Here is a 17,745-nt window from a genome sequence, read left to right as displayed (position 1 = left end):
CGGATCAGCCGGTGTAGGTGCCGCTCTTCACGGAGGCCCACTTGTTGTCCTTGACGGTGTAGACCGTCAGCTGCTTGTTGCTGGTGTCGCCGTACTGGTCGAAGGAGACCTTGCCGGTGACGCCGTTGAAGGAGACCTTGCCCATGGCCTCGACGACCTTGGCGCGGATGTCGTCCGGCACCTTGCCGTTGTTGGCGGCGACGACGGCCTTGACGGCCTCGATGACCGACCAGGCGGCGTCGTAGGAGTAGCCGCCGTAGGCCGCGTAGGGCTCCTTGTAGCCGGCCGCCTTGTAGTCCGCGATGAAGGTCTTCGCGTCGGGCAGCTCCTCGACCGGGGCGCCGACCGAGGTGGCGAGGTCGCCGTTGCTGTTGTTGTTCGACAGCTTGATGAACTCGTCGTCGTACAGGCCGTCGCCGCCGAACAGCGGGACGGCGGCGCCGGCCTTCTTGATCTGGTCGGAGAGCGGGCCGCCCTCGGGGTACTCGCCGCCGTAGTAGACCGAGTCGGCGCCGGAGGACTTGACCTTGGTGGCGACCGCCGAGAAGTCCTTGTCGTCCGGGTTGATGTGCTCGGTGCCGACCACGGTGCCGCCGAGCTTCTTGAACTCCTCCTGGAAGATGTTCGCGAGGCCCGCGCCGTAGGTCTTCTTGTCGTCGATGACGAAGACCTTGGTCTTCTTGGCGTCGTTGAAGAGGTACTGGGCGGCGAACTTGCCCTGGACCACGTCGGTGGTGGCGGTGCGGAAGTACGAGGCGTACGGGCGGGTGAACTTGCCGGTGCCCCAGTCCGGGCCGAGGCTCAGCTGCGGGTTGGTGTTGGCTGGCGAGACCTGGGCGAGCTTGCCGTCGTTGAAGACCTTCTGCATGGTCAGCGAGACGGAGGAGTTCAGCGGGCCGACCACGCCGACGACGTTCTTCTCGCCGACGAACTTGGTGGCGTTCTGCTGGCCCGAGGTCGGGTTGGCCTGGTCGTCCAGGGCCTCGAGCTCGAAGGTGACGCCGGGAACGACCTTGTCCTTGTTGGCCTTCTGGACGGCCAGGTCGGCCGAGTTCTTGATGCCGAGGCCGAGGGCGGACAGCTTGCCGGTGAGCGGGGCGTCGACGCCGATGACGACCTTCGTGGTGCCGCCGGCGTTCTCGGAGCCGGACTTCTCACCGCGCGAGCCGCAGGCGGAGAGGGTGAGCGCTCCGGTGACTGCAATGCCCACGACAATCAGTGAACTCTTACGCACGAGGGTCCCCTTCTGGATCAGGAAAGCACCGCGCCCTGTGATGGCGGTGCCGGGTCGCGCGCTGGGCCAGGGGCCCACTCGGTTGGCGCGGTGACTGGCCGTGACTCTAAACCGGCTTTGCCGCGTCGGGCAGTGGGTCCGGACATGCTGTGATTCTCTTGTTATGAGTACCCCCTGAAGAAATCTCACATGGTGGTCATCCGACCCTCCTGGGGCCCGTGATTCCGGGCTCCGTCTCACTCTCCGAATGCGCTTGCAGGCCAAAGCCCTGGTCACGCAACGAATGTCCGATAATCGAACTGCAGTGTTCGGGTGGGGATCACTGGTCGCGTGCGTCCGAATATCGGGAATCCGGGCAGGCCAGACGGATGCTCGCGGACAGGTCGCGCGCGTAGGCCGCGCCGAGGATCTGGCTGACGGTCTGCATGGCGCGCGTGTTACGCAGCGTTACATCCAGGTAAGGCAGTGAGGCCTCCGCCGGCGCCGCCGAGCAGTCGGTCACCCGCAGCGTGACCAGCAGGAGGGCGTCCCCGTCCGGCGCCAGGGTGCGGGGCAGCGAACCCGTCACCTCCAGCCGCAGCCCGCGGTAGCCCTGGCTGATCCCCAGCAGCTCCAGCGGCACCGGCCCGTCGTTGTGCGCCGAGAGGCGGAAGGCGAAGGCCTGCGGGTCCTGCGCGGACGGGCCCTGGTAGGAGAACCGGGCCACCTGCGAGGGGTGGGGCGGCGGCGGGGAGTTGGCCGCGTGGTCCGGCCGGTGCGCCGCGTGCCGGACCGTCGCCGCGGTGGCCAGCGCGAGCAGCAGCGCGGCCAGCCGGCACTTCTGGCGTCGGGTCAGGAGCGGGGCGGGCGGACGCGGCGGGGGCAGCGGGGAGGTCGAGCCGTCACCCGCCTCCACCGGGCCGAGGAAGCCGTGGCCCGCACCGGGCGGTTCCCGCCCACCGGCCATGCCACCGCCCCCTCGCGTCGCCGTCGAATCGCAGCCAGGAGGTGCCCGTGACGGCGTCCGGCCAAACCGGCGAGGGGGTGGCGGGCTTCGTTCCTACAGGTCGCGCAGCATGCAGGTGAGCCGGCAGCTGGTGATCCGCTTGCCGGTGTCGTCGGTGATCGCGACCTCGTAGGTGGCCGCCGTCCGGCCCTTGAACACCGCCGTCGCCACGCCCGTGACCAGCCCGGACATCGCCGAGCGGTGGTGGGTCGCGTTCAGGTCGACGCCCACCGCGTAGCGGCCCGGGCCGGCGTGCAGCATCGCGCCGATCGAGCCCAGGGTCTCCGCCAGCGCCGCCGAGGCGCCGCCGTGCAGCAGACCGTACGGCTGCTGGTTGCCGTCGACCGGCATGGTGCCCACCACCCGGTCCGGCGAGGCCTCGACGATCCGGATGCCGAGCTTGTCGCCCAGGTGCCCGCCGGAGAAGGTCTCCGCGCTCACCCCCAGCTTGGCGAAGTGGTCGAGGACGTCCTGGGGCACGTTGAGGACGGGGGCCGGGTCGGTCATGGTGCTCCTGCCGATCGAGGGTGCACAGCTCGTGTCGACTGTGATCGTACGACCGTGTACCCACCGGTAGGAACGGGCGGTTTGCGTCCTTGCGTCCGCTGTCGGTGCCGGGCCATAGGATCTGTCCCTGGCAGTGGAACCGGCAGGACGGGACGTTGACGTGGCTACGCAGAGTGCAGGCAAGAAGGCGGCCGTCCGGCCCCGGCTGATGCTGCTGGACGGGCATTCGATGGCCTACCGGGCGTTCTTCGCCCTGCCCGTGGAGAACTTCAACACCACCACCGGTCAACCCACCAACGCGGTCTACGGCTTCGCCTCGATGCTCGCCAACACCGTGCGGGACGAGGCGCCCACCCACCTCGCGGTCGCCTTCGACCTCTCCCGGCAGACCTTCCGCTCCGTCGAGTTCCCCGACTACAAGGCCAACCGCGCCAAGACGCCCGACGAGTTCAAGAGCCAGGTCCCGCTGATCGGCGAGCTGCTCGACGCCATGCGCGTCCCGCGGATCACCGCCGAGGGCTTCGAGGCCGACGACATCATCGCCACCCTGGCCACCGCCGCCGCGGCCGAGGGCTTCGAGGTCCTGGTGGTCACCGGCGACCGTGACTCGCTCCAGCTGGTCGACGAGCACGTCACCGTCCTCTACCCGACCAAGGGCGTCTCCGAGCTGACCCGGTACACCCCGGAGAAGGTCCAGGAGAAGTACGGCGTCCTGCCGAGCCAGTACCCGGACCTCGCGGCGCTGCGCGGCGACCCGTCCGACAACCTGCCCGGCATCCCCGGCGTCGGCGAGAAGACCGCCGCCAAGTGGGTCAACCAGTTCGGCTCCTTCGACGAGCTGATCACCCGCGCCGACGAGGTCAAGGGCAAGATCGGCGAGAAGCTGCGCGAGCACCTCGACTCGGTCAAGCGCAACCGGGTGCTCACCGAGCTGGTCCGCGACGTCGAACTGCCGCTCGGCGTCCCGGACCTGGAGCGCACCGCGTTCGACGGCGAGGCGGTCTCGCAGATCCTGGAGGCGCTGGAGTTCCGAAACCCCAACTTCCGCGAGCGCGTCCACGGCATCGACCCCGGCGCCGGGCGGAGCACCGAGACCGCCGAGGCCGCGCCCGGCATCGAGGTCGACGGCGAGCTGCTCACCGTCCCCGGCGCCCTCGCGGCCTGGCTGGACGAGCACGGCAAGGGCCTGACCGCCGTCGCCGCCGTCTACGACTGGGCGCTCGGCACCGGCCGGGTGCAGGAGGTCGCGCTCGCCACCGCCGAGACCGCCGCCTGGTTCGACCCGGCGGGCCTGGAGGAGGCAGACGACCGCGCGTTCACCGCCTGGCTCGCCGACCCCACCCGCCCCAAGGCCCTGCACATCGCCAAGCACGTGATGCGCGCCTTCGCCGAGCAGGGCTGGCAGATCGCCGGCATCACCGCCGACACCGCCCTCGCGGCGTACCTGGAGAAGCCCGGCCGCCGCACCTTCACCCTCGACGTCCTCGCCGAGGAGTACCTGGCCCGCTCGCTCGCCCCCGCCGCCGCCGTCGAGACCGGCCAGCTCACCTTCGACGCCGAGGAGGAGGACGCCACCGCCGGCGCCCAGGCCCTGATGACCCAGGCCCGCGCGACCCTCGACCTGGCCGCGCTCTTCGAGACCCGGCTCGCCGAGGTCGGCGCCGTGGAGCTGTTCCACGACATGGAGCTGCCGATCGCCGAACTGCTGGCCCGGATGGAGCGCTACGGCATCGCCGCCGACCGGGCCTGGCTCACCGGCCTGGAGGCGCAGTTCGCCGTCGAGATCCAGCGCTGCGTCGAGGAGGCCCACGCGGCCGCCGGCCGCCCCTTCAACCTCGGCTCGCCCAAGCAGCTCCAGGAGGTCCTCTTCGGCGACCTCGGCCTGCCCAAGACCAAGAAGATCAAGACCGGCTACACCACCGACGCCGACGCCCTGACCTGGCTCGCCACCCAGACCGAGAACGAGCTCCCGGTCATCCTGCTCCGCCACCGCGACCAGGCCAAGCTGCGCACCACCGTCGAGGGCCTGCTCAAGACCGTCTCCCCGCAGGGCCGGATCCACACCACCTTCAACCAGATGGTCGCCGCCACCGGCCGACTCTCCTCCCAGGACCCGAACCTGCAGAACATCCCGGTCCGCACCGAGGAGGGCCGGGCCATCCGCCGCGCCTTCGTGGTCGGCCACGGGTACGAGTCGCTGCTCACCGCCGACTACTCGCAGATCGAGCTGCGCATCATGGCCCACCTCTCCGAGGACGCCGCGCTGATCGAGGCCTTCGAGAGCGGCGAGGACCTGCACACCACCGTCGCCTCCCAGGTCTTCGAGGTCGCCCCGGAGGCGGTCGACGCCGAGATGCGCCGCAAGATCAAGGCGATGTCCTACGGCCTCGCCTACGGTCTCTCCGCCTACGGCCTCTCCCAGCAGCTCGGCATCAAGCCCGCTGAGGCCCAGGGCCTGATGGACACCTACTTCGAGCGCTTCGGCGGCGTCCGCGACTACCTGCGCGACGTCGTGGAGGACGCCCGCGCCGTCGGGTACACCGAGACCCTGCTCGGCCGCCGCCGCTACCTGCCCGACCTCACCAGCGACAACCGGCAGCGCCGCGAGATGGCCGAGCGGATGGCCCTCAACGCCCCGATCCAGGGCTCCGCCGCCGACATCGTCAAGATCGCCATGCTCAAGGTCGACCGGGCGCTCACCGACGCCAAGCTCTCCTCCCGGATGCTGCTCCAGGTCCACGACGAAATCGTGCTCGAACTCGCCCCCGGCGAGCGGGAGCAGGTCGAGGCCCTGGTCCGCGAGCAGATGGCCGGCGCCTACCCGCTCCGCGCCCCGCTGGACGTCTCCGTCGGCGTCGGCCCGAACTGGGAGGCCGCCGCGCACTGACCCGCGCCCGCGAGCCCGACCGCGGCCGGACGCCCCCTCACGAGCGGGGCGTCCGGCCGTGATCGCTGGGATGCCGCCCAGACCTCCGCCCCCACGGGGACCTGAGCGGCGCAGCCGCGTGGGCGATGACGGGCACGAGCCGCGGCTGCTCCACCCCGCCCGCCGCCCCCGCCGCCGCGCCGAGCAGCCCGGCGGCAGCCGGGCCGGCCGGACGCCGCGCACCCGGATCACGCCGGCAACAACTGCAACTGCGACAACCGCCCGGCGCCCTCGACCTGTACGTACGGCGGTCCGGGCGTCGCCGTCTGCTCCCCGATCCTCGGCCTGTCGCCGCAGCCGCGTCGGACACCACCGGGCACCCCTCCTCGCCGACGCCGGCCCACTGAAAACCGCCGACCGTCGTCCCTTGCCGTCCGCCGGGCGCGCGCGAAATAATTTGCTGAAACTTTCTGAAAGTCTCTGCAAGGAGTTGCTTCATGCCGGGTCTCGCTCCTCCCGTCGCCGACGAGCGTTCGGGGCTCATCGCCTTCCTCGACCAGCAGCGGCGGCTGCTGCGGGTCGCCGCGCACGGGTTGACGGAGGACCAGGCCCGGACGGCGGCGGCCGCGAGCGAGTTGACCATCGGCGGCCTGATCAAGCACGCCGCCCGGTGCGAGCGCGGCTGGACGGACCTCGTCCTGCAGCGCGAGCGCACGCAGCCGGACGCGGAGGACGACGAGTTCGTCCTCGGCCCCGACGAGACGCTCGCCGGGGCGCTGGCCGACTACCGGGCGGCCACCGCGGAGACGGACGCGGCCCTCGCCGGGATCACCGACCTCGGCCGGCCGGTGCCGGTGCCGCCGGGGCAGGTCTGGATCTCCGCCGACGTCACGCAGTGGTCGGTCCGCTGGGTGCTGCTGCACCTGATCGAGGAGACCGCCCGGCACGGCGGCCACGCGGACATCATCCGCGAGACGATCGACGGCGCGACGCTCTACCCGCTGATGGCCGCGGCGGAGAGCTGGCCCGACCCCTGGTTCGAGCCGTGGCGGCCGGCCGGGGCGCAGACCGCCGAGGAGCGCGCGGCCGGGCGGTAGTCACCGGCGGGCGTTGGTGCGGCGGGTGGGTTCGGCGGTGGTCGGGTCCTCGGGCCACGGGTGGCGGGGGTAGCGGCCGCGGAGTTCGGCGCGGACCGCCTTGTACCCCTCGCGCCAGAAGCCGGCCAGGTCGCCGGTGACGGCCGCCGGCCGGCCGGCGGGGGAGAGCAGGTGCACAGTGAGCGGCACCCGGCCGCCGGCCAGGGCCGGGGCGGCCTGCCAGCCGAACAGCTCCTGGAGCTTGACCGCCAGGACGGGCCGGTCGCCGGTGTAGTCGACCCGGATCCGGGAGCCGCTGGGGACGGTGATCCGCTCCGGGGCGAGCTCGTCCAGCCGGCCCGCCTGGCCGCTCGCCCACGGCAGCAGCCGCTGCAACGCGCCCGCGGTGTCGATGCGCTGGAGGTCGGCGCGGCGCCGGGCCCGGGAGAGCTCCGGCTCCAGCCAGTCGTCGGCGGCCAGCAGCAGCGCGTCGTCGGCGACGTCCGGCCAGGGGGCGCCGAGCACGCGGTGCAGGAAGGCCAGGCGTTCGCGCAGCGAGGCGGCGGCCGGCGGCCAGCCGAGCAGGGCGGTGACGCCCTCGCGGGCGAGCCCGTCGAGGAGGGCGGACCGGAGCAGCGCCGGCGCGGGGGCGTCGAGCCGGTCGGCCGCGAGTTCGATCGCGCCGAGCGCGTCGACCCGGCGGGCGACCACGTCGCCGCCGCGCGTCGACCACTCGACCTCCTCGCGGGAGGTCAGCAGCGGCGCGGCGGCGCGCCGCGCGGTGGCCTCGTCGAGGGCGACGGCCCGCTGCACCCGCGCCGACGGCGAACCGGCCGGCCGGTCGGCGACGGCGATCGCCAGCCACTCCGTGCCCCCGAGCCGGGAGTCGGGCGCGAGCTCGGCGGCCGTCCCGGAGGCCATCAGGTACGGGCCCTGCGGCCCGCGCGCCCGCGCGATCCGCTCGGGGTGGGCCAGCGCGACCACGAGCGCGGCGTGGCCGGCCGTCGGTGCGGAGCCCGCCGGGGGCGGGACGTCCGGCCGGGGGCGGGCGCCGTCGGCCCCTCCCGCGGCGGGGCCCCCGCGGCCCTGCAACTGGGCGCGCAGCCTGCCGGACTCGGCGCGCCAGCGGCGGGCGTACGGGTCGTCGGGGCGGGCGCGGAGGGCGGTCAGGATCGCGTGGAGGTCGTCGCCCATGGCCCGCGGGGGCTCCTCGGACAGGAGCGCGACGAGGTCGGCGGCGGCCCGGGGGCCGACCGTGCCGGCGGCGTCGAGCAGGGCGCGGGCGAGCCGCGGGTGGAGGCCGGTGCGGGCGATGCGGTGGCCGCGCTCGGTGGCGCGGCCGTCGCGGTCGACGGCGCCGAGCGCGGTGAGCACGCCGCGGGCGGCGGCCATCGCGCCGGCGGGCGGGGCGTCCGGCAGGGCGAGGGTGCGGGCGTTGGGGTCGCCCCAGCAGGCGGCCTGGAGGGCGAAGGAGGTGAGGTCGGCGAGGGCGATCTCGGGGGTCGGGAAGCGGGCGGCGCGGGCGTCCTCGACCTCCGCCCAGCAGCGGTACACCGTGCCGGGCGCCTCGCGTCCGGCACGTCCGGCGCGCTGCCGCGCGGCGGCGAGCGAGGCGCGGACGGTGACCAGCCCGGCGAGTCCGCGGGCGTGGTCGGTGCGCGGCTCCCGGGCGAGTCCGGCGTCCACCACCACCCTGACCCCGGGGACGGTCAGCGAGGACTCGGCCACCGAGGTCGCCAGGATCACCCGGCGCCGTTCGCCCGCGCTCAGGGCCGCGTCCTGGACGGCCTGCGGGGCCTGTCCGTGGAGTTGCAGGACCTCGGCGTCGACCCGCAGCCGGTCGGCGACGCGGGCGATCTCGCCGACGCCGGGCAGGAAGCAGAGCACGTCGCCGTCCCGCTCGGCGAGGGCCCGGCGGACGGTGGCGGCGACGTGGTCGAGCAGTGCGGGGTCGGTGCGGGTGCCCTGCGGCGGGCGGACGGCGCGCGGCGGGGGTGCCCACACCACCTCGACCGGGTGGGAGACGCCCTCGGCGGCCACCACCGGCGCGCCGCCGAGCAGCTCGGACCAGGCGCCGGTGTCGGAGGTGGCGGAGGCGCAGACCAGTTCGAGCTCGGGCCGCAGGGCCGCGCGGACGTCCAGCAGGAAGGCGAGCGCGGTGTCGGCGTCCAGGTGTCGTTCGTGGCACTCGTCGAGGACGACCACGTCGACGCCGGGCAGCTCCTGGTCGCGCTGGAGGCGCTGCAGCAGGACGCCGGTGGTGACCACCTCGATGACGGTGGCGGCGCAGGCGCGCCGTTCGCCGCGCACGGTGAAGCCGACCCTCTCGCCGACCGGTTCGCCGAGCAGCCAGGCCATCCGGCGGGCGGCGGCCCGGACCGCGAGGCGCCGGGGCTCGGCGACCAGCACCCGGCGCGCGGGCCCGGCCAGGCCGTCCACCAGCCCGGCCAGGGCCAGCGGCACCAGGGTGGTCTTGCCGGTCCCGGGCGGCGCGGACAGCACGGCGCACCCGCGGTCGGCGAGTGCGGCGTGCAGCGCGGGGACGGCCGTGCGGACGGGCAGGTCGAGCCCCACCGTGCGCACCGGCGGTCAGCCCCGCTCGGCGACGAAGATCGCGGTGCCGGGGATCAGCCGGCCGCGCAGCGGGCTCCAGCCGCCCCACTCCTGCTCGTGGCCGGCGGGCCACTCGGGCTCGACCAGGTCGAGCAGCCGGAACCCGGCGCCGACCAGTTCGCGGACCCGGTCGCCGACCGTCCGGTGGTGCTCGACGTAGGTGGCGCGCCCCTGGTCGTCCTGCTCGACGTAGGGCGTGCGGTCGAAGTAGGAGGCGCTCACCGTCAGGCCCTCGACCCCGGCGTCGTCCGGGAAGGCCCAGCGGATCGGGTGGGTGACCGAGAAGACCCAGCGCCCGCCGGGCCGCAGCACCCGGTGGACCTCGCGCATCAGGGCGGCGGTGTCGGCGCTGAACGGCACCGCGCCGTACGCCGAGCAGGCCAGGTCGAAGGCGCCGTCGGCGAAGGGGAGGACGGCGGCGTCGGCCTGCACCACCGCGACCGGCTCGGCGCCGCGGCCGAGGTCGATCCGGCGGGAGTGCTGGAGCTGCCGGTAGGAGATGTCGAGCGCGACCGGACGGGCCCCCTGGGCGGCGAGCCAGCGGGAGCACTGGGCGGCGCCGGCGCCGAGCTCCAGCACGTCCTTGCCGGCCACCTCGCCGAGCAGGCGGACGTCGGCCTCGTCCAGGCCCTCGGGGCACCAGGTGAAGCGGTCGTCGCCGAGGAACTCGCCGTGCTCGTCCTGGTACTCGTCGGCGTTGCGGTCCCACCAGTGCCGGCTGGCCCGGCTGGACTCGTCCGCGGCGGCCTCCCGGCGGACGGCGTCGTCGCCGTCGTCCTCGTCCTCGTACGGGCTGAGCCGGGCGAGCTCGTCGAGGTCGGTGAAGTCCTGGGGCGTGGAGCCGGGGGTGGTGGCCAAGATCATAGAACCTGTCGCGTAGGCTATGGAGTGCGGAAGCGCCACTGGCGCATTCGGAGGATATGGCCTGATCTGTCCCGGCCTCTACCGTCTCGCCGCTTCGGCGTTGACCGTGCCCGGGTGTCCCCGTATGCTACAAGTTGCGCTGCGGGCCTGCGCGCCTCGGACGGAGCAGGTCGCGCTCGCATCTGTCGAAGACCCCACGGTCGTTAGACGGACACCGAACCCGGATTCCGGGACTTTCGGTGTGCCGTGTTCTGGGCTGTCCGGCTTTCGGTGGGAGCGATACGGGCCCTCCGCGTGGCATTACCTACGACTTCATGTCCGTACCGGAGCCCTTTTCCTAATGACGAGCCCCACCGACACCTCTGTCAGCACCACCCCGCAGGTTGCGGTCAACGACATCGGCGACGCCGAGGCCTTCCTCGCCGCCATTGACGAGACCATCAAGTACTTCAACGATGGCGACATCGTTGAGGGCGTCATCGTGAAGGTCGACCGTGACGAGGTGCTCCTCGACATCGGTTACAAGACCGAGGGTGTCATCCCGTCTCGCGAGCTCTCGATCAAGCACGACGTCGACCCCCACGAGGTTGTCTCCGTTGGTGACAACATCGAGGCCCTGGTCCTCCAGAAGGAGGACAAGGAGGGTCGCCTGATCCTGTCCAAGAAGCGCGCTCAGTACGAGCGTGCCTGGGGCACGATCGAGAAGATCAAGGAAGAGGACGGCATCGTCACCGGTACCGTCATCGAGGTCGTCAAGGGTGGTCTCATCCTCGACATCGGCCTCCGCGGCTTCCTCCCGGCCTCGCTGGTCGAGATGCGCCGTGTCCGCGACCTCCAGCCGTACGTCGGCAAGGAGCTCGAGGCCAAGATCATCGAGCTGGACAAGAACCGCAACAACGTGGTCCTGTCCCGCCGTGCCTGGCTCGAGCAGACCCAGAGCGAGGTCCGCCAGACCTTCCTCACCACCCTCCAGAAGGGCCAGGTGCGCTCCGGCGTCGTCTCCTCGATCGTCAACTTCGGTGCCTTCGTGGACCTGGGTGGCGTCGACGGTCTGGTGCACGTCTCCGAGCTGTCCTGGAAGCACATCGACCACCCGTCCGAGGTCGTCGAGGTCGGCCAGGAGGTCACCGTCGAGGTTCTCGACGTGGACATGGACCGCGAGCGCGTCTCCCTGTCGCTGAAGGCGACCCAGGAGGACCCGTGGCAGCAGTTCGCCCGGACCCACCAGATCGGCCAGGTCGTCCCCGGCAAGGTCACCAAGCTGGTTCCGTTCGGTGCGTTCGTCCGCGTGGACGAGGGCATCGAGGGCCTGGTCCACATCTCCGAGCTGGCCGAGCGCCACGTCGAGATCCCGGAGCAGGTCGTCCAGGTCGGCGACGAGATCTTCGTCAAGGTCATCGACATCGACCTCGAGCGTCGTCGCATCAGCCTCTCGCTGAAGCAGGCCAACGAGTCCCTCGGTGCCGACCCGGCGTCGGTCGAGTTCGACCCGACCCTGTACGGCATGGCCGCCTCGTACGACGACCAGGGCAACTACATCTACCCGGAGGGCTTCGACCCCGAGGCGAACGACTGGCTGCCCGGCTACGAGAAGCAGCGTGAGGAGTGGGAGCGCCAGTACGCCGAGGCGCAGGCCCGCTTCGAGCAGCACCAGGCCCAGGTCATCAAGAGCCGTGAGGCCGACGCCGCCGCTGCCGCCGAGGCCGGCGAGGAGGCCCCGGTCTCCGGTGGCGGTTCGTACTCCTCCTCGAGCGACGAGGGCTCCGGCGCTCTCGCTTCGGACGAGGCGCTCGCCGCCCTGCGCGAGAAGCTGGCCGGCGGCCAGAGCTGATCGCCCGCTGAACAGCCTCGCGGCTGAATAGCTGAGAAACCCCCACCCGGTTCGCCGGGTGGGGGTTTTGCTTTTCTTACATGTTCTTTATGTGAAGGAAATTGTGAGATGGGGCTCATCGTCCTTCTATAGGACGAACGTGCATTCACACCTACATTGAGAGGAGTTGTCCGAAAGGCTCCAGTACATGCGCAACGCCCGCACTACCGCTGAGCACCAGGTCAGCGGCCGGCTCGCCGCCCTCGGTCGAGCGTGCTTCCGCCACCGTCGTTGGGTCCTCGCCTTTTGGGCGCTCGTCCTGGCCGCCGGCGTCCTGATCGGGGGCCGGGTCTTCGAGGGCTCGGTGGCCGCCACCGGCTCCGGCGGCTCCGAATCGGCCCGCGGCACCTCGGTCGTGGAGACCGCCGACCCGGCCCTGGGCAGCCTCACCGCCGTCGTGGACGGGGCACCCGCGAGCGACCCGGCCGTCCAGCGGGCCGTGCAGGCCGCCACCGCCGACATCGCCGCCCTGCCGGGCGTCTCCTCGGTCGTCGACACCTACTCCGCCGGCGGGCAGCTGACCGCGGGCGACGGCAACGCCTCGCTGGTCTCGGTGAAGATGGCGGACGCCTCCACCACCGCCCAGCTCGCCGCGGTCACCGACCGCCTGGAGCACATCGACGCCGGTGGCGCGCACGTCACGGTCGGCGGCGACCTGGTGCTGCAGGACGAGGTCAAGAAGCAGACCGAGGCCGACACCCGTTTCGGCGAGATCGTCACCCTGCCGTTGACGCTGATCGTCATGGTGCTGGTCTTCGGCGGCCTCGCCGCGGCCGGACTGCCCGGCATCGGCGCGATCGCCTCGGTGGGCGGCGCCCTGCTCGCCATGTTCGGCTTCAGCCGGATCATGGACATGGACACCAGCGTCCTGCCGATCGCCACCGTGCTGGGCCTCGGCTTGTCGATCGACTACGCGCTGCTGATCGTCAACCGCTTCCGCGAGGAGCGCGGCCACGGCGCCACCATCGCCCAGGCCGTCGAGCGGACCGCCGCCACCGCCGGCCGGACGGTCGCCTTCTCCGGCCTGACCGTGGCCGTCGCACTGAGCGGTCTGTTCGTCTTCACCAGCCCGGTGTTCCGGGCGGTCGCCGCGGCGGGCGTGAGCGTGGTGGTGATCGCCGTCGCGGCGGCGCTCACCCTGGTCCCCGCGCTGCTGGGCTTCGTCGGCAAGCGGATCAAGGCGCCGACCTCGCCGGTGCCCGACGAGGGCTTCTTCTCGCGGACCGTCCGGCGGGTGCAGAAGCGCGCCGTCCCCGTGATGCTGGCCTGCATCGCGCTGCTGCTGGCCGCCGGCGCGCCGTTCCTCGGCTCGAACTTCAAGAACTCCGGCGCCGACGTGCTGCCGAAGAGCTTCTCCTCGCGCCAGGTCGCCGAGACCGTCGAGCAGCGCTTCCCCGGCCAGGTGCCGGCCCCGGTCACCGTGGTGGTCGAGGGCGACGCGGCCGCCGCGCAGAACTACGCGGACACCGTGGTCAGCAAGCTGCCCGGCGTCAGCGGGGTGCGGGCCGTGACGCCGGTCGGCGCCGACACCGGAGTCTCCACCGTCGAGGTCCTGGTGCAGGGCGACCCGCAGGGCGACCAGGCGAAGACCGTGGTCAAGGAGCTCCGCGCCGACCGCGGCGGCCTGAAGACCTACGTCACCGGGGACGCCGCCTCGCTGGTCGACTTCCAGCACGAGATCACCACCCGCGGGCCGTGGGCGCTCGGCCTGGTCGCGGCCGGGACGCTGGTGCTGCTGTTCATGATGACCGGCTCGGTGGTGATGCCGATCAAGGCGCTGCTGATGAACGTGCTCTCGCTGGGCGCGTCGCTCGGCGCGCTGACCCTGGTCTTCCAGCACGGCTACTTCAGCGGCCTGCTCGGCTTCACGCCGACCGGCGGGCTGGAGACGTACATCCCGGTACTGGTGTTCGCCTTCGCCTTCGGGCTGTCGATGGACTACGAGGTCTTCCTGCTCTCGCGGATCAAGGAACTCCACGACCAGGGGTACGACTGCCACCGGGCGGTGCAGCTCGGCCTGCAGCGCAGCGGCCGGATCATCACCTCGGCCGGACTGCTGATGGTGATCGTCTTCGCCGGGTTCGCGGCCGGGCAGATGCTCATGGTCAAGCAGATGGGCATCGCGCTGGCGGTGGCCGTCGCGGTCGACGCCACCCTGGTCCGCTGCCTGCTGGTGCCGGCCACCATGTCGCTGTTCGGCAAGCTCAACTGGTGGGCGCCGGCGCCGCTGCGCCGCCTGCACCGGATCATCGGCCTGAGCGAGCACGTCACGCTGCCGCCGCTGACCCCGGCGACCCTGCCGGCGCCGCGGGTGGCGGAGGAGGAGCGCGAGCTGGCGGGGGTCGGGGCGCACTGATCGGCCCGCAGCCGGCGCGGCATAGTTGAACGTGTTCAAAAATGCTGCGACGATGGGCCTCGACCCGGGGCGGTCCCGGGTCGAGGGGGGTGCGGGGCATGACGTGTGCGGTGCTGACGCCGTGGTGGCGCGCGAGGACGGACCTCGGCCCGGCGGGGGCGGCCGAGGCGGGAGCGGTCGAGGTGGGGGGCGGGACCGCGCCGACGCCGATCCTGGACCGCGAGCACCCCGGGGTGCGGGCGCTGGTCCGGGCGGTGGGGGACGAGGGCCCGCCGGTGGAGCGGCTGCGGCGGGCGCACCGGCTGATCGTGGCCCGGGTGCGGCCGGTGTACTCCGTGGAGGACCTCCGCCCGGTCTCCGAGGTGCTGCGGCGCGGATGCGGCTCGTGCAGCCAGCGGCTGGCGGCCCTGGAGGCCGTGGCCCGGGCCGGCGGCGTGCCCACCCGGGTCCGCGGACTGGTGGTGGACGGGACGTTCTGGTACCCGCGCTTCCCGCGGCTGCGGCGGATCGTCCCGGACCGGGTGGTGCTCGCCTGGCCGGAGTTCCGGATCGACGGCGGCTGGGTCTCCGTCGGCGAGCTCTTCGGCGCGGCCGCGGGTCGCGGCGCGGAGGGCGGCTCGGCGGAGGGCGGCTTCGCGGGTGACGGCTCGGCGGAGGGCGGCTTCGCGGGTGGCGGGTTCGCCAACCGCGGGTCGGAGACGCTGTTCGAGGCGCTGGCCAGGACCCCGATCGACTGGGACGGTCCGGCGGTGTGCCCGGCGGACGGGGCGGGCTGCGACCTGTCGGCGTACGTGCTGGCGGACCTCGGCCGATTCGACTCGCGCGACGAGCTGTTCGCGCGGCACGGCCAGACGCTCTGCGGGCCCGCCCGGCTGGTGGCGGAGCCGGTCCTCGGGCGGTGGGCGGCCGGCGCCGCCGCCTGAAGACTTGCCGAGCCGCACCCGCCGGCGGGCCGCTCCGCGCCGGAGCTGTCCGTCGAGGTGGACGGCACTCGGCTGCGGCTGGCGGAACCCGCTCGGAGCGGGCGGCCGTTGCTGCTCGACCTCACCGGAGGGCAGCCGGGGAGGGGAGCCTCCTGGCGGAGGGGCGGTCCGAGGTGGACGTGGTCACGGCGGCCGGCGGCGCGGACGGGCCGGGCGGACTGCTGGTGCGCCCGGACGGGTGCGTGGCGCGGGCGTGCGGCCCGGCCGGGCCGCACGCGGCGGAGCGGGAGGAGCTCCGGGCCGCGGTCGGGTGCTGGTTCGTCCGGACCCGGTAGCCCGCCCGCGCCGGGCCCGCCTCCGGTCAGACGAGTCGGCGCAGCAGTGGGATCGCCTCGCTCAGGCGGCGGTGCTCGGCCGGGGTGAGCCGGTCGGCGATGGCGGCGGCGATGGCCCCCTCGCGGCGGGACCGCTGCGCGCGCAGCGCGGCGGTCCCGGCCTGCGTCGCGGTGACCAGCAGCTTGCGGCCGTCGGTGGGGTGCGGCTGCTGGGCGACCAGGCCGGAGTCGGTGAGCAGGGCGACCGTGCGGGCCATCGACTGGTGGCGCACCCGCTGCAGGTCGGCGAGTTCGGCCGTGGTGCGGGGCCCCTCGCGGACCAGCCAGCCGAGGACGGCGGCCTGGTTCTGCGGCAGCACGTCGTCCACCCGCAGGGCACGGACCAGGGTGCCGATCGCCAGCCGCAGTTCGGCGGCGGTCTCCAGGGGGTCGGTGCTCTCCATGGGGGAAGTGTAGCCCGCCCGTCTACAGCAAAACTGTGCAGTCTTGCTGTAGTGTTTTCGACATGCGACTCACCAAGTTCGGACATGCCTGCGTACGGATCGAGCGCGACGACACCGTGGTGGTGATCGACCCCGGGGCGTTCACCGAGCCCGAGGCCGTCCTGGGCGCGGACGCCGTGCTGATCACCCACGAGCACTTCGACCACTTCACCGAGGCGCAGCTGCGCGCCGCCGTCGAGGCCAACCCCGGCCTGCGGATCTGGGCCAACCGCGCGGTCGCCGCCCAGCTGGACGGCATCGGCGCCCGGGTCGCCGTGGTCGGCGAGGGCGACGCCTTCGACGTCGACGGCCTGCCGGTCACCGTCCACGGCGAGTGGCATGCCGTGATCCACCCGGACATCCCCCGGGTGAAGAACATCGGCTTCCTGCTCGACGGCACCCTCTTCCACCCCGGTGACGCGCTCACCCTGCCGCCCCACCCCGTGGAGACGCTGCTGCTGCCGATCGGCGCGCCCTGGACCAAGGTCAGCGAACTCATCGACTACGTCCGTGAGTTCAAGCCGGTGCGGGCGGTCTCGGTGCACGAGGCGGTGCTCAGCGAGATCGGGCAGACGGTGCACGGCCGCCAGCTCGGCCCCGAAGGCCCGGGCACCGGCGCCGAGTTCGTCCGGCTCGCGGCCGGCGAGTCGCTCGACCTGGGCTGACCGCAGCCCGGCCGGTGGGCGGTGTGACAGACTGCGATCATGACAACGGGGACGATCACCGCCGCGGCGGCGGGGAGTTGGCGGCTCGGCGACCTGGAGGTGAACCGGGTCGGCTTCGGCGCGATGCGGATCACCGGCAGCGGCGCCTTCCACCAGGGAGTGCCGAGCGACCGGGGGCGGGCGATCGCGGTGCTGCGCAGGGCCGTCGAGCTCGGCGTCAACCACGTCGACACGGCGGCGTTCTACTTCTCGCGGCTGCGCTCGGCCAACGAGCTGATCAATTCGGCGCTGGCGCCGTACCCGGAGGACCTGGTGATCACCACCAAGGTCGGGCCCGGCCGCGACCCGTCCGGCGAGTGGTACGGGGCCAAGCCCGAGCAGCTGCGCGGGCAGGTCGAGGAGAACCTGCGCCAGCTCGGCCGCGACCACCTCGACGTGGTCAACCTGCGCCTGTTCGGCCCGCGCGGCACCACGCCGGCGGCCGAACTGTTCGGCGCGCTCGCCGAGTTGCGGCAGGCCGGGCTGATCCGGCACCTCGGTCTCTCCAACGCCGGCGCCGAGGACCTGGCCGAGGCCCGGGCGATCGCGCCGGTGGTGTGCCTGCAGAACCCGTACGGCATCGACATCCGGCGCGAGGACGACGGGCTGGTGCGCGAGTGCGCGGCGGCGGGCATCGCCTACGTGCCGTTCTTCGCCCTCGCGACCACCGGCCGCGAGGGCGGCCGGGGCGGCGGCGAGTACCCGGCGGTCGAGGAGGTCGCGCGGGCCCACGGCGCCACCCCGGCCCAGGTCCGGCTCGCCTGGACCCTGGGCCGGGGAGCGAACGTGCTCGCCATCCCGGGCACCGGCGACCCCGACCACCTGGCCGAGAACGTCGCCGCCGGCGCGCTGCGCCTCACCGCGGAGGAGACGGCGCGGCTCGACGCGCTCGGCGGGCCGGAGGCCGGTGCCCGGTAGTGCCCGGTAGCG

Annotated in this window: 14 protein-coding genes; 8 read left to right on the top strand and 6 right to left on the bottom strand. The window is 73.1% G+C overall.

All coding sequences use genetic code 11. The features are described from left to right. Positions 1-4: 4 nt before the first annotated feature. The 3 genes from ABEB06_RS10360 to ABEB06_RS10350 form a co-directional block, all read right to left on the bottom strand. Positions 5-1,234, bottom strand: a complete 1,230-nt coding sequence (locus tag ABEB06_RS10360) for a branched-chain amino acid ABC transporter substrate-binding protein (RefSeq protein WP_345696529.1) — start codon at positions 1,232-1,234, stop codon at positions 5-7. A gap of 319 nt (positions 1,235-1,553) precedes the next feature. Beyond that, the gene (locus ABEB06_RS10355; protein ID WP_345696528.1) at positions 1,554-2,180 is read right to left on the bottom strand and encodes a hypothetical protein; all 627 of its coding nucleotides are present in this window, start codon (positions 2,178-2,180) and stop codon (positions 1,554-1,556) included. 93 nt (positions 2,181-2,273) lie between these two features. Further along, the gene (locus ABEB06_RS10350; RefSeq protein ID WP_345696527.1) at positions 2,274-2,726 is read right to left on the bottom strand and encodes a PaaI family thioesterase; all 453 of its coding nucleotides are present in this window, start codon (positions 2,724-2,726) and stop codon (positions 2,274-2,276) included. Between the two features lie 208 nt (positions 2,727-2,934). Here ABEB06_RS10350 and polA point away from each other — a divergent pair, with 208 nt between their 5' ends. Both polA and ABEB06_RS10340 read left to right on the top strand, forming a co-directional pair. Continuing rightward, positions 2,935-5,613 (top strand): DNA polymerase I, encoded by a 2,679-nt coding sequence (gene polA, locus ABEB06_RS10345; protein ID WP_345701800.1) that lies wholly within the window; start codon positions 2,935-2,937, stop codon positions 5,611-5,613. Positions 5,614-6,089: 476 nt separating this feature from the next. Next, a complete protein-coding gene (locus tag ABEB06_RS10340; RefSeq protein WP_345696526.1) occupies positions 6,090-6,689 on the top strand; it encodes a DinB family protein in 600 nt (199 codons plus the stop codon). Here the strand turns inward: ABEB06_RS10340 and hrpB are convergent, their stop codons facing one another. Both hrpB and ABEB06_RS10330 read right to left on the bottom strand, forming a co-directional pair. After that, entirely contained in the window at positions 6,690-9,251 is a 2,562-nt protein-coding gene (gene hrpB, locus ABEB06_RS10335) for an ATP-dependent helicase HrpB (protein ID WP_345696525.1), read from the bottom strand. 6 nt (positions 9,252-9,257) lie between these two features. Continuing rightward, entirely contained in the window at positions 9,258-10,139 is an 882-nt protein-coding gene (locus ABEB06_RS10330; RefSeq protein ID WP_345696524.1) for a class I SAM-dependent methyltransferase, read from the bottom strand. A 346-nt stretch (positions 10,140-10,485) separates the two neighbouring features. Between ABEB06_RS10330 and rpsA the strand changes: the two genes are divergently transcribed. The 4 genes from rpsA to ABEB06_RS39485 all read left to right on the top strand — a co-directional run bounded on the left by rpsA (position 10,486) and on the right by ABEB06_RS39485 (position 15,629). Further along, a complete protein-coding gene (gene rpsA / locus ABEB06_RS10325; protein ID WP_345696523.1) occupies positions 10,486-11,976 on the top strand; it encodes a 30S ribosomal protein S1 in 1,491 nt (496 codons plus the stop codon). 166 nt (positions 11,977-12,142) lie between these two features. Then, a complete protein-coding gene (locus tag ABEB06_RS10320; protein ID WP_345696522.1) occupies positions 12,143-14,371 on the top strand; it encodes an MMPL family transporter in 2,229 nt (742 codons plus the stop codon). Positions 14,372-14,469: 98 nt separating this feature from the next. Next, entirely contained in the window at positions 14,470-15,294 is an 825-nt protein-coding gene (locus ABEB06_RS10315; protein ID WP_345696521.1) for a transglutaminase domain-containing protein, read from the top strand. A 173-nt stretch (positions 15,295-15,467) separates the two neighbouring features. Beyond that, the gene (locus tag ABEB06_RS39485; RefSeq protein WP_345696520.1) at positions 15,468-15,629 is read left to right on the top strand and encodes an aromatic-ring hydroxylase C-terminal domain-containing protein; all 162 of its coding nucleotides are present in this window, start codon (positions 15,468-15,470) and stop codon (positions 15,627-15,629) included. Positions 15,630-15,655: 26 nt separating this feature from the next. Here ABEB06_RS39485 and ABEB06_RS10305 read toward each other — a convergent pair whose 3' ends face one another. Further along, on the bottom strand, positions 15,656-16,072 hold the full coding sequence (locus ABEB06_RS10305) for a MarR family winged helix-turn-helix transcriptional regulator (protein WP_345696519.1): 417 nt from the start codon (positions 16,070-16,072) through the stop codon (positions 15,656-15,658). Positions 16,073-16,134: 62 nt separating this feature from the next. Here ABEB06_RS10305 and ABEB06_RS10300 point away from each other — a divergent pair, with 62 nt between their 5' ends. Both ABEB06_RS10300 and ABEB06_RS10295 read left to right on the top strand, forming a co-directional pair. Then, positions 16,135-16,776 carry an MBL fold metallo-hydrolase gene (locus ABEB06_RS10300; protein ID WP_345696518.1) on the top strand — a complete coding sequence of 214 codons (642 nt, stop codon included), beginning with the start codon at positions 16,135-16,137 and terminating at the stop codon, positions 16,774-16,776. 39 nt (positions 16,777-16,815) lie between these two features. Beyond that, on the top strand, positions 16,816-17,733 hold the full coding sequence (locus ABEB06_RS10295) for an oxidoreductase (protein ID WP_345696517.1): 918 nt from the start codon (positions 16,816-16,818) through the stop codon (positions 17,731-17,733). Positions 17,734-17,745 lie beyond the last annotated feature (12 nt).

The organism is Kitasatospora terrestris, from assembly GCF_039542905.1.
Classification (GTDB): domain Bacteria; phylum Actinomycetota; class Actinomycetes; order Streptomycetales; family Streptomycetaceae; genus Kitasatospora; species Kitasatospora terrestris.
Note: the sequence above shows the minus strand (reverse complement) of the source record. Positions and strands in the feature narration are given on the sequence as shown.

Excerpts from the sequence above, each read along its gene's own strand:
- ABEB06_RS10355 (WP_345696528.1), bottom strand. The coding sequence starts at position 2,180 with ATGGCCGGTGGGCGGGAACCGCCCGGTGCGGGCCACGGCTTCCTCGGC.
- ABEB06_RS10350 (WP_345696527.1), bottom strand. The coding sequence starts at position 2,726 with ATGACCGACCCGGCCCCCGTCCTCAACGTGCCCCAGGACGTCCTCGAC.
- polA (WP_345701800.1), top strand. The coding sequence starts at position 2,935 with ATGCTGCTGGACGGGCATTCGATGGCCTACCGGGCGTTCTTCGCCCTG.
- ABEB06_RS10340 (WP_345696526.1), top strand. The coding sequence starts at position 6,090 with ATGCCGGGTCTCGCTCCTCCCGTCGCCGACGAGCGTTCGGGGCTCATC.
- rpsA (WP_345696523.1), top strand. The coding sequence starts at position 10,486 with ATGACGAGCCCCACCGACACCTCTGTCAGCACCACCCCGCAGGTTGCG.
- ABEB06_RS10315 (WP_345696521.1), top strand. The coding sequence starts at position 14,470 with ATGACGTGTGCGGTGCTGACGCCGTGGTGGCGCGCGAGGACGGACCTC.
- ABEB06_RS10305 (WP_345696519.1), bottom strand. The coding sequence starts at position 16,072 with ATGGAGAGCACCGACCCCCTGGAGACCGCCGCCGAACTGCGGCTGGCG.
- ABEB06_RS10300 (WP_345696518.1), top strand. The coding sequence starts at position 16,135 with ATGCGACTCACCAAGTTCGGACATGCCTGCGTACGGATCGAGCGCGAC.
- ABEB06_RS10295 (WP_345696517.1), top strand. The coding sequence starts at position 16,816 with ATGACAACGGGGACGATCACCGCCGCGGCGGCGGGGAGTTGGCGGCTC.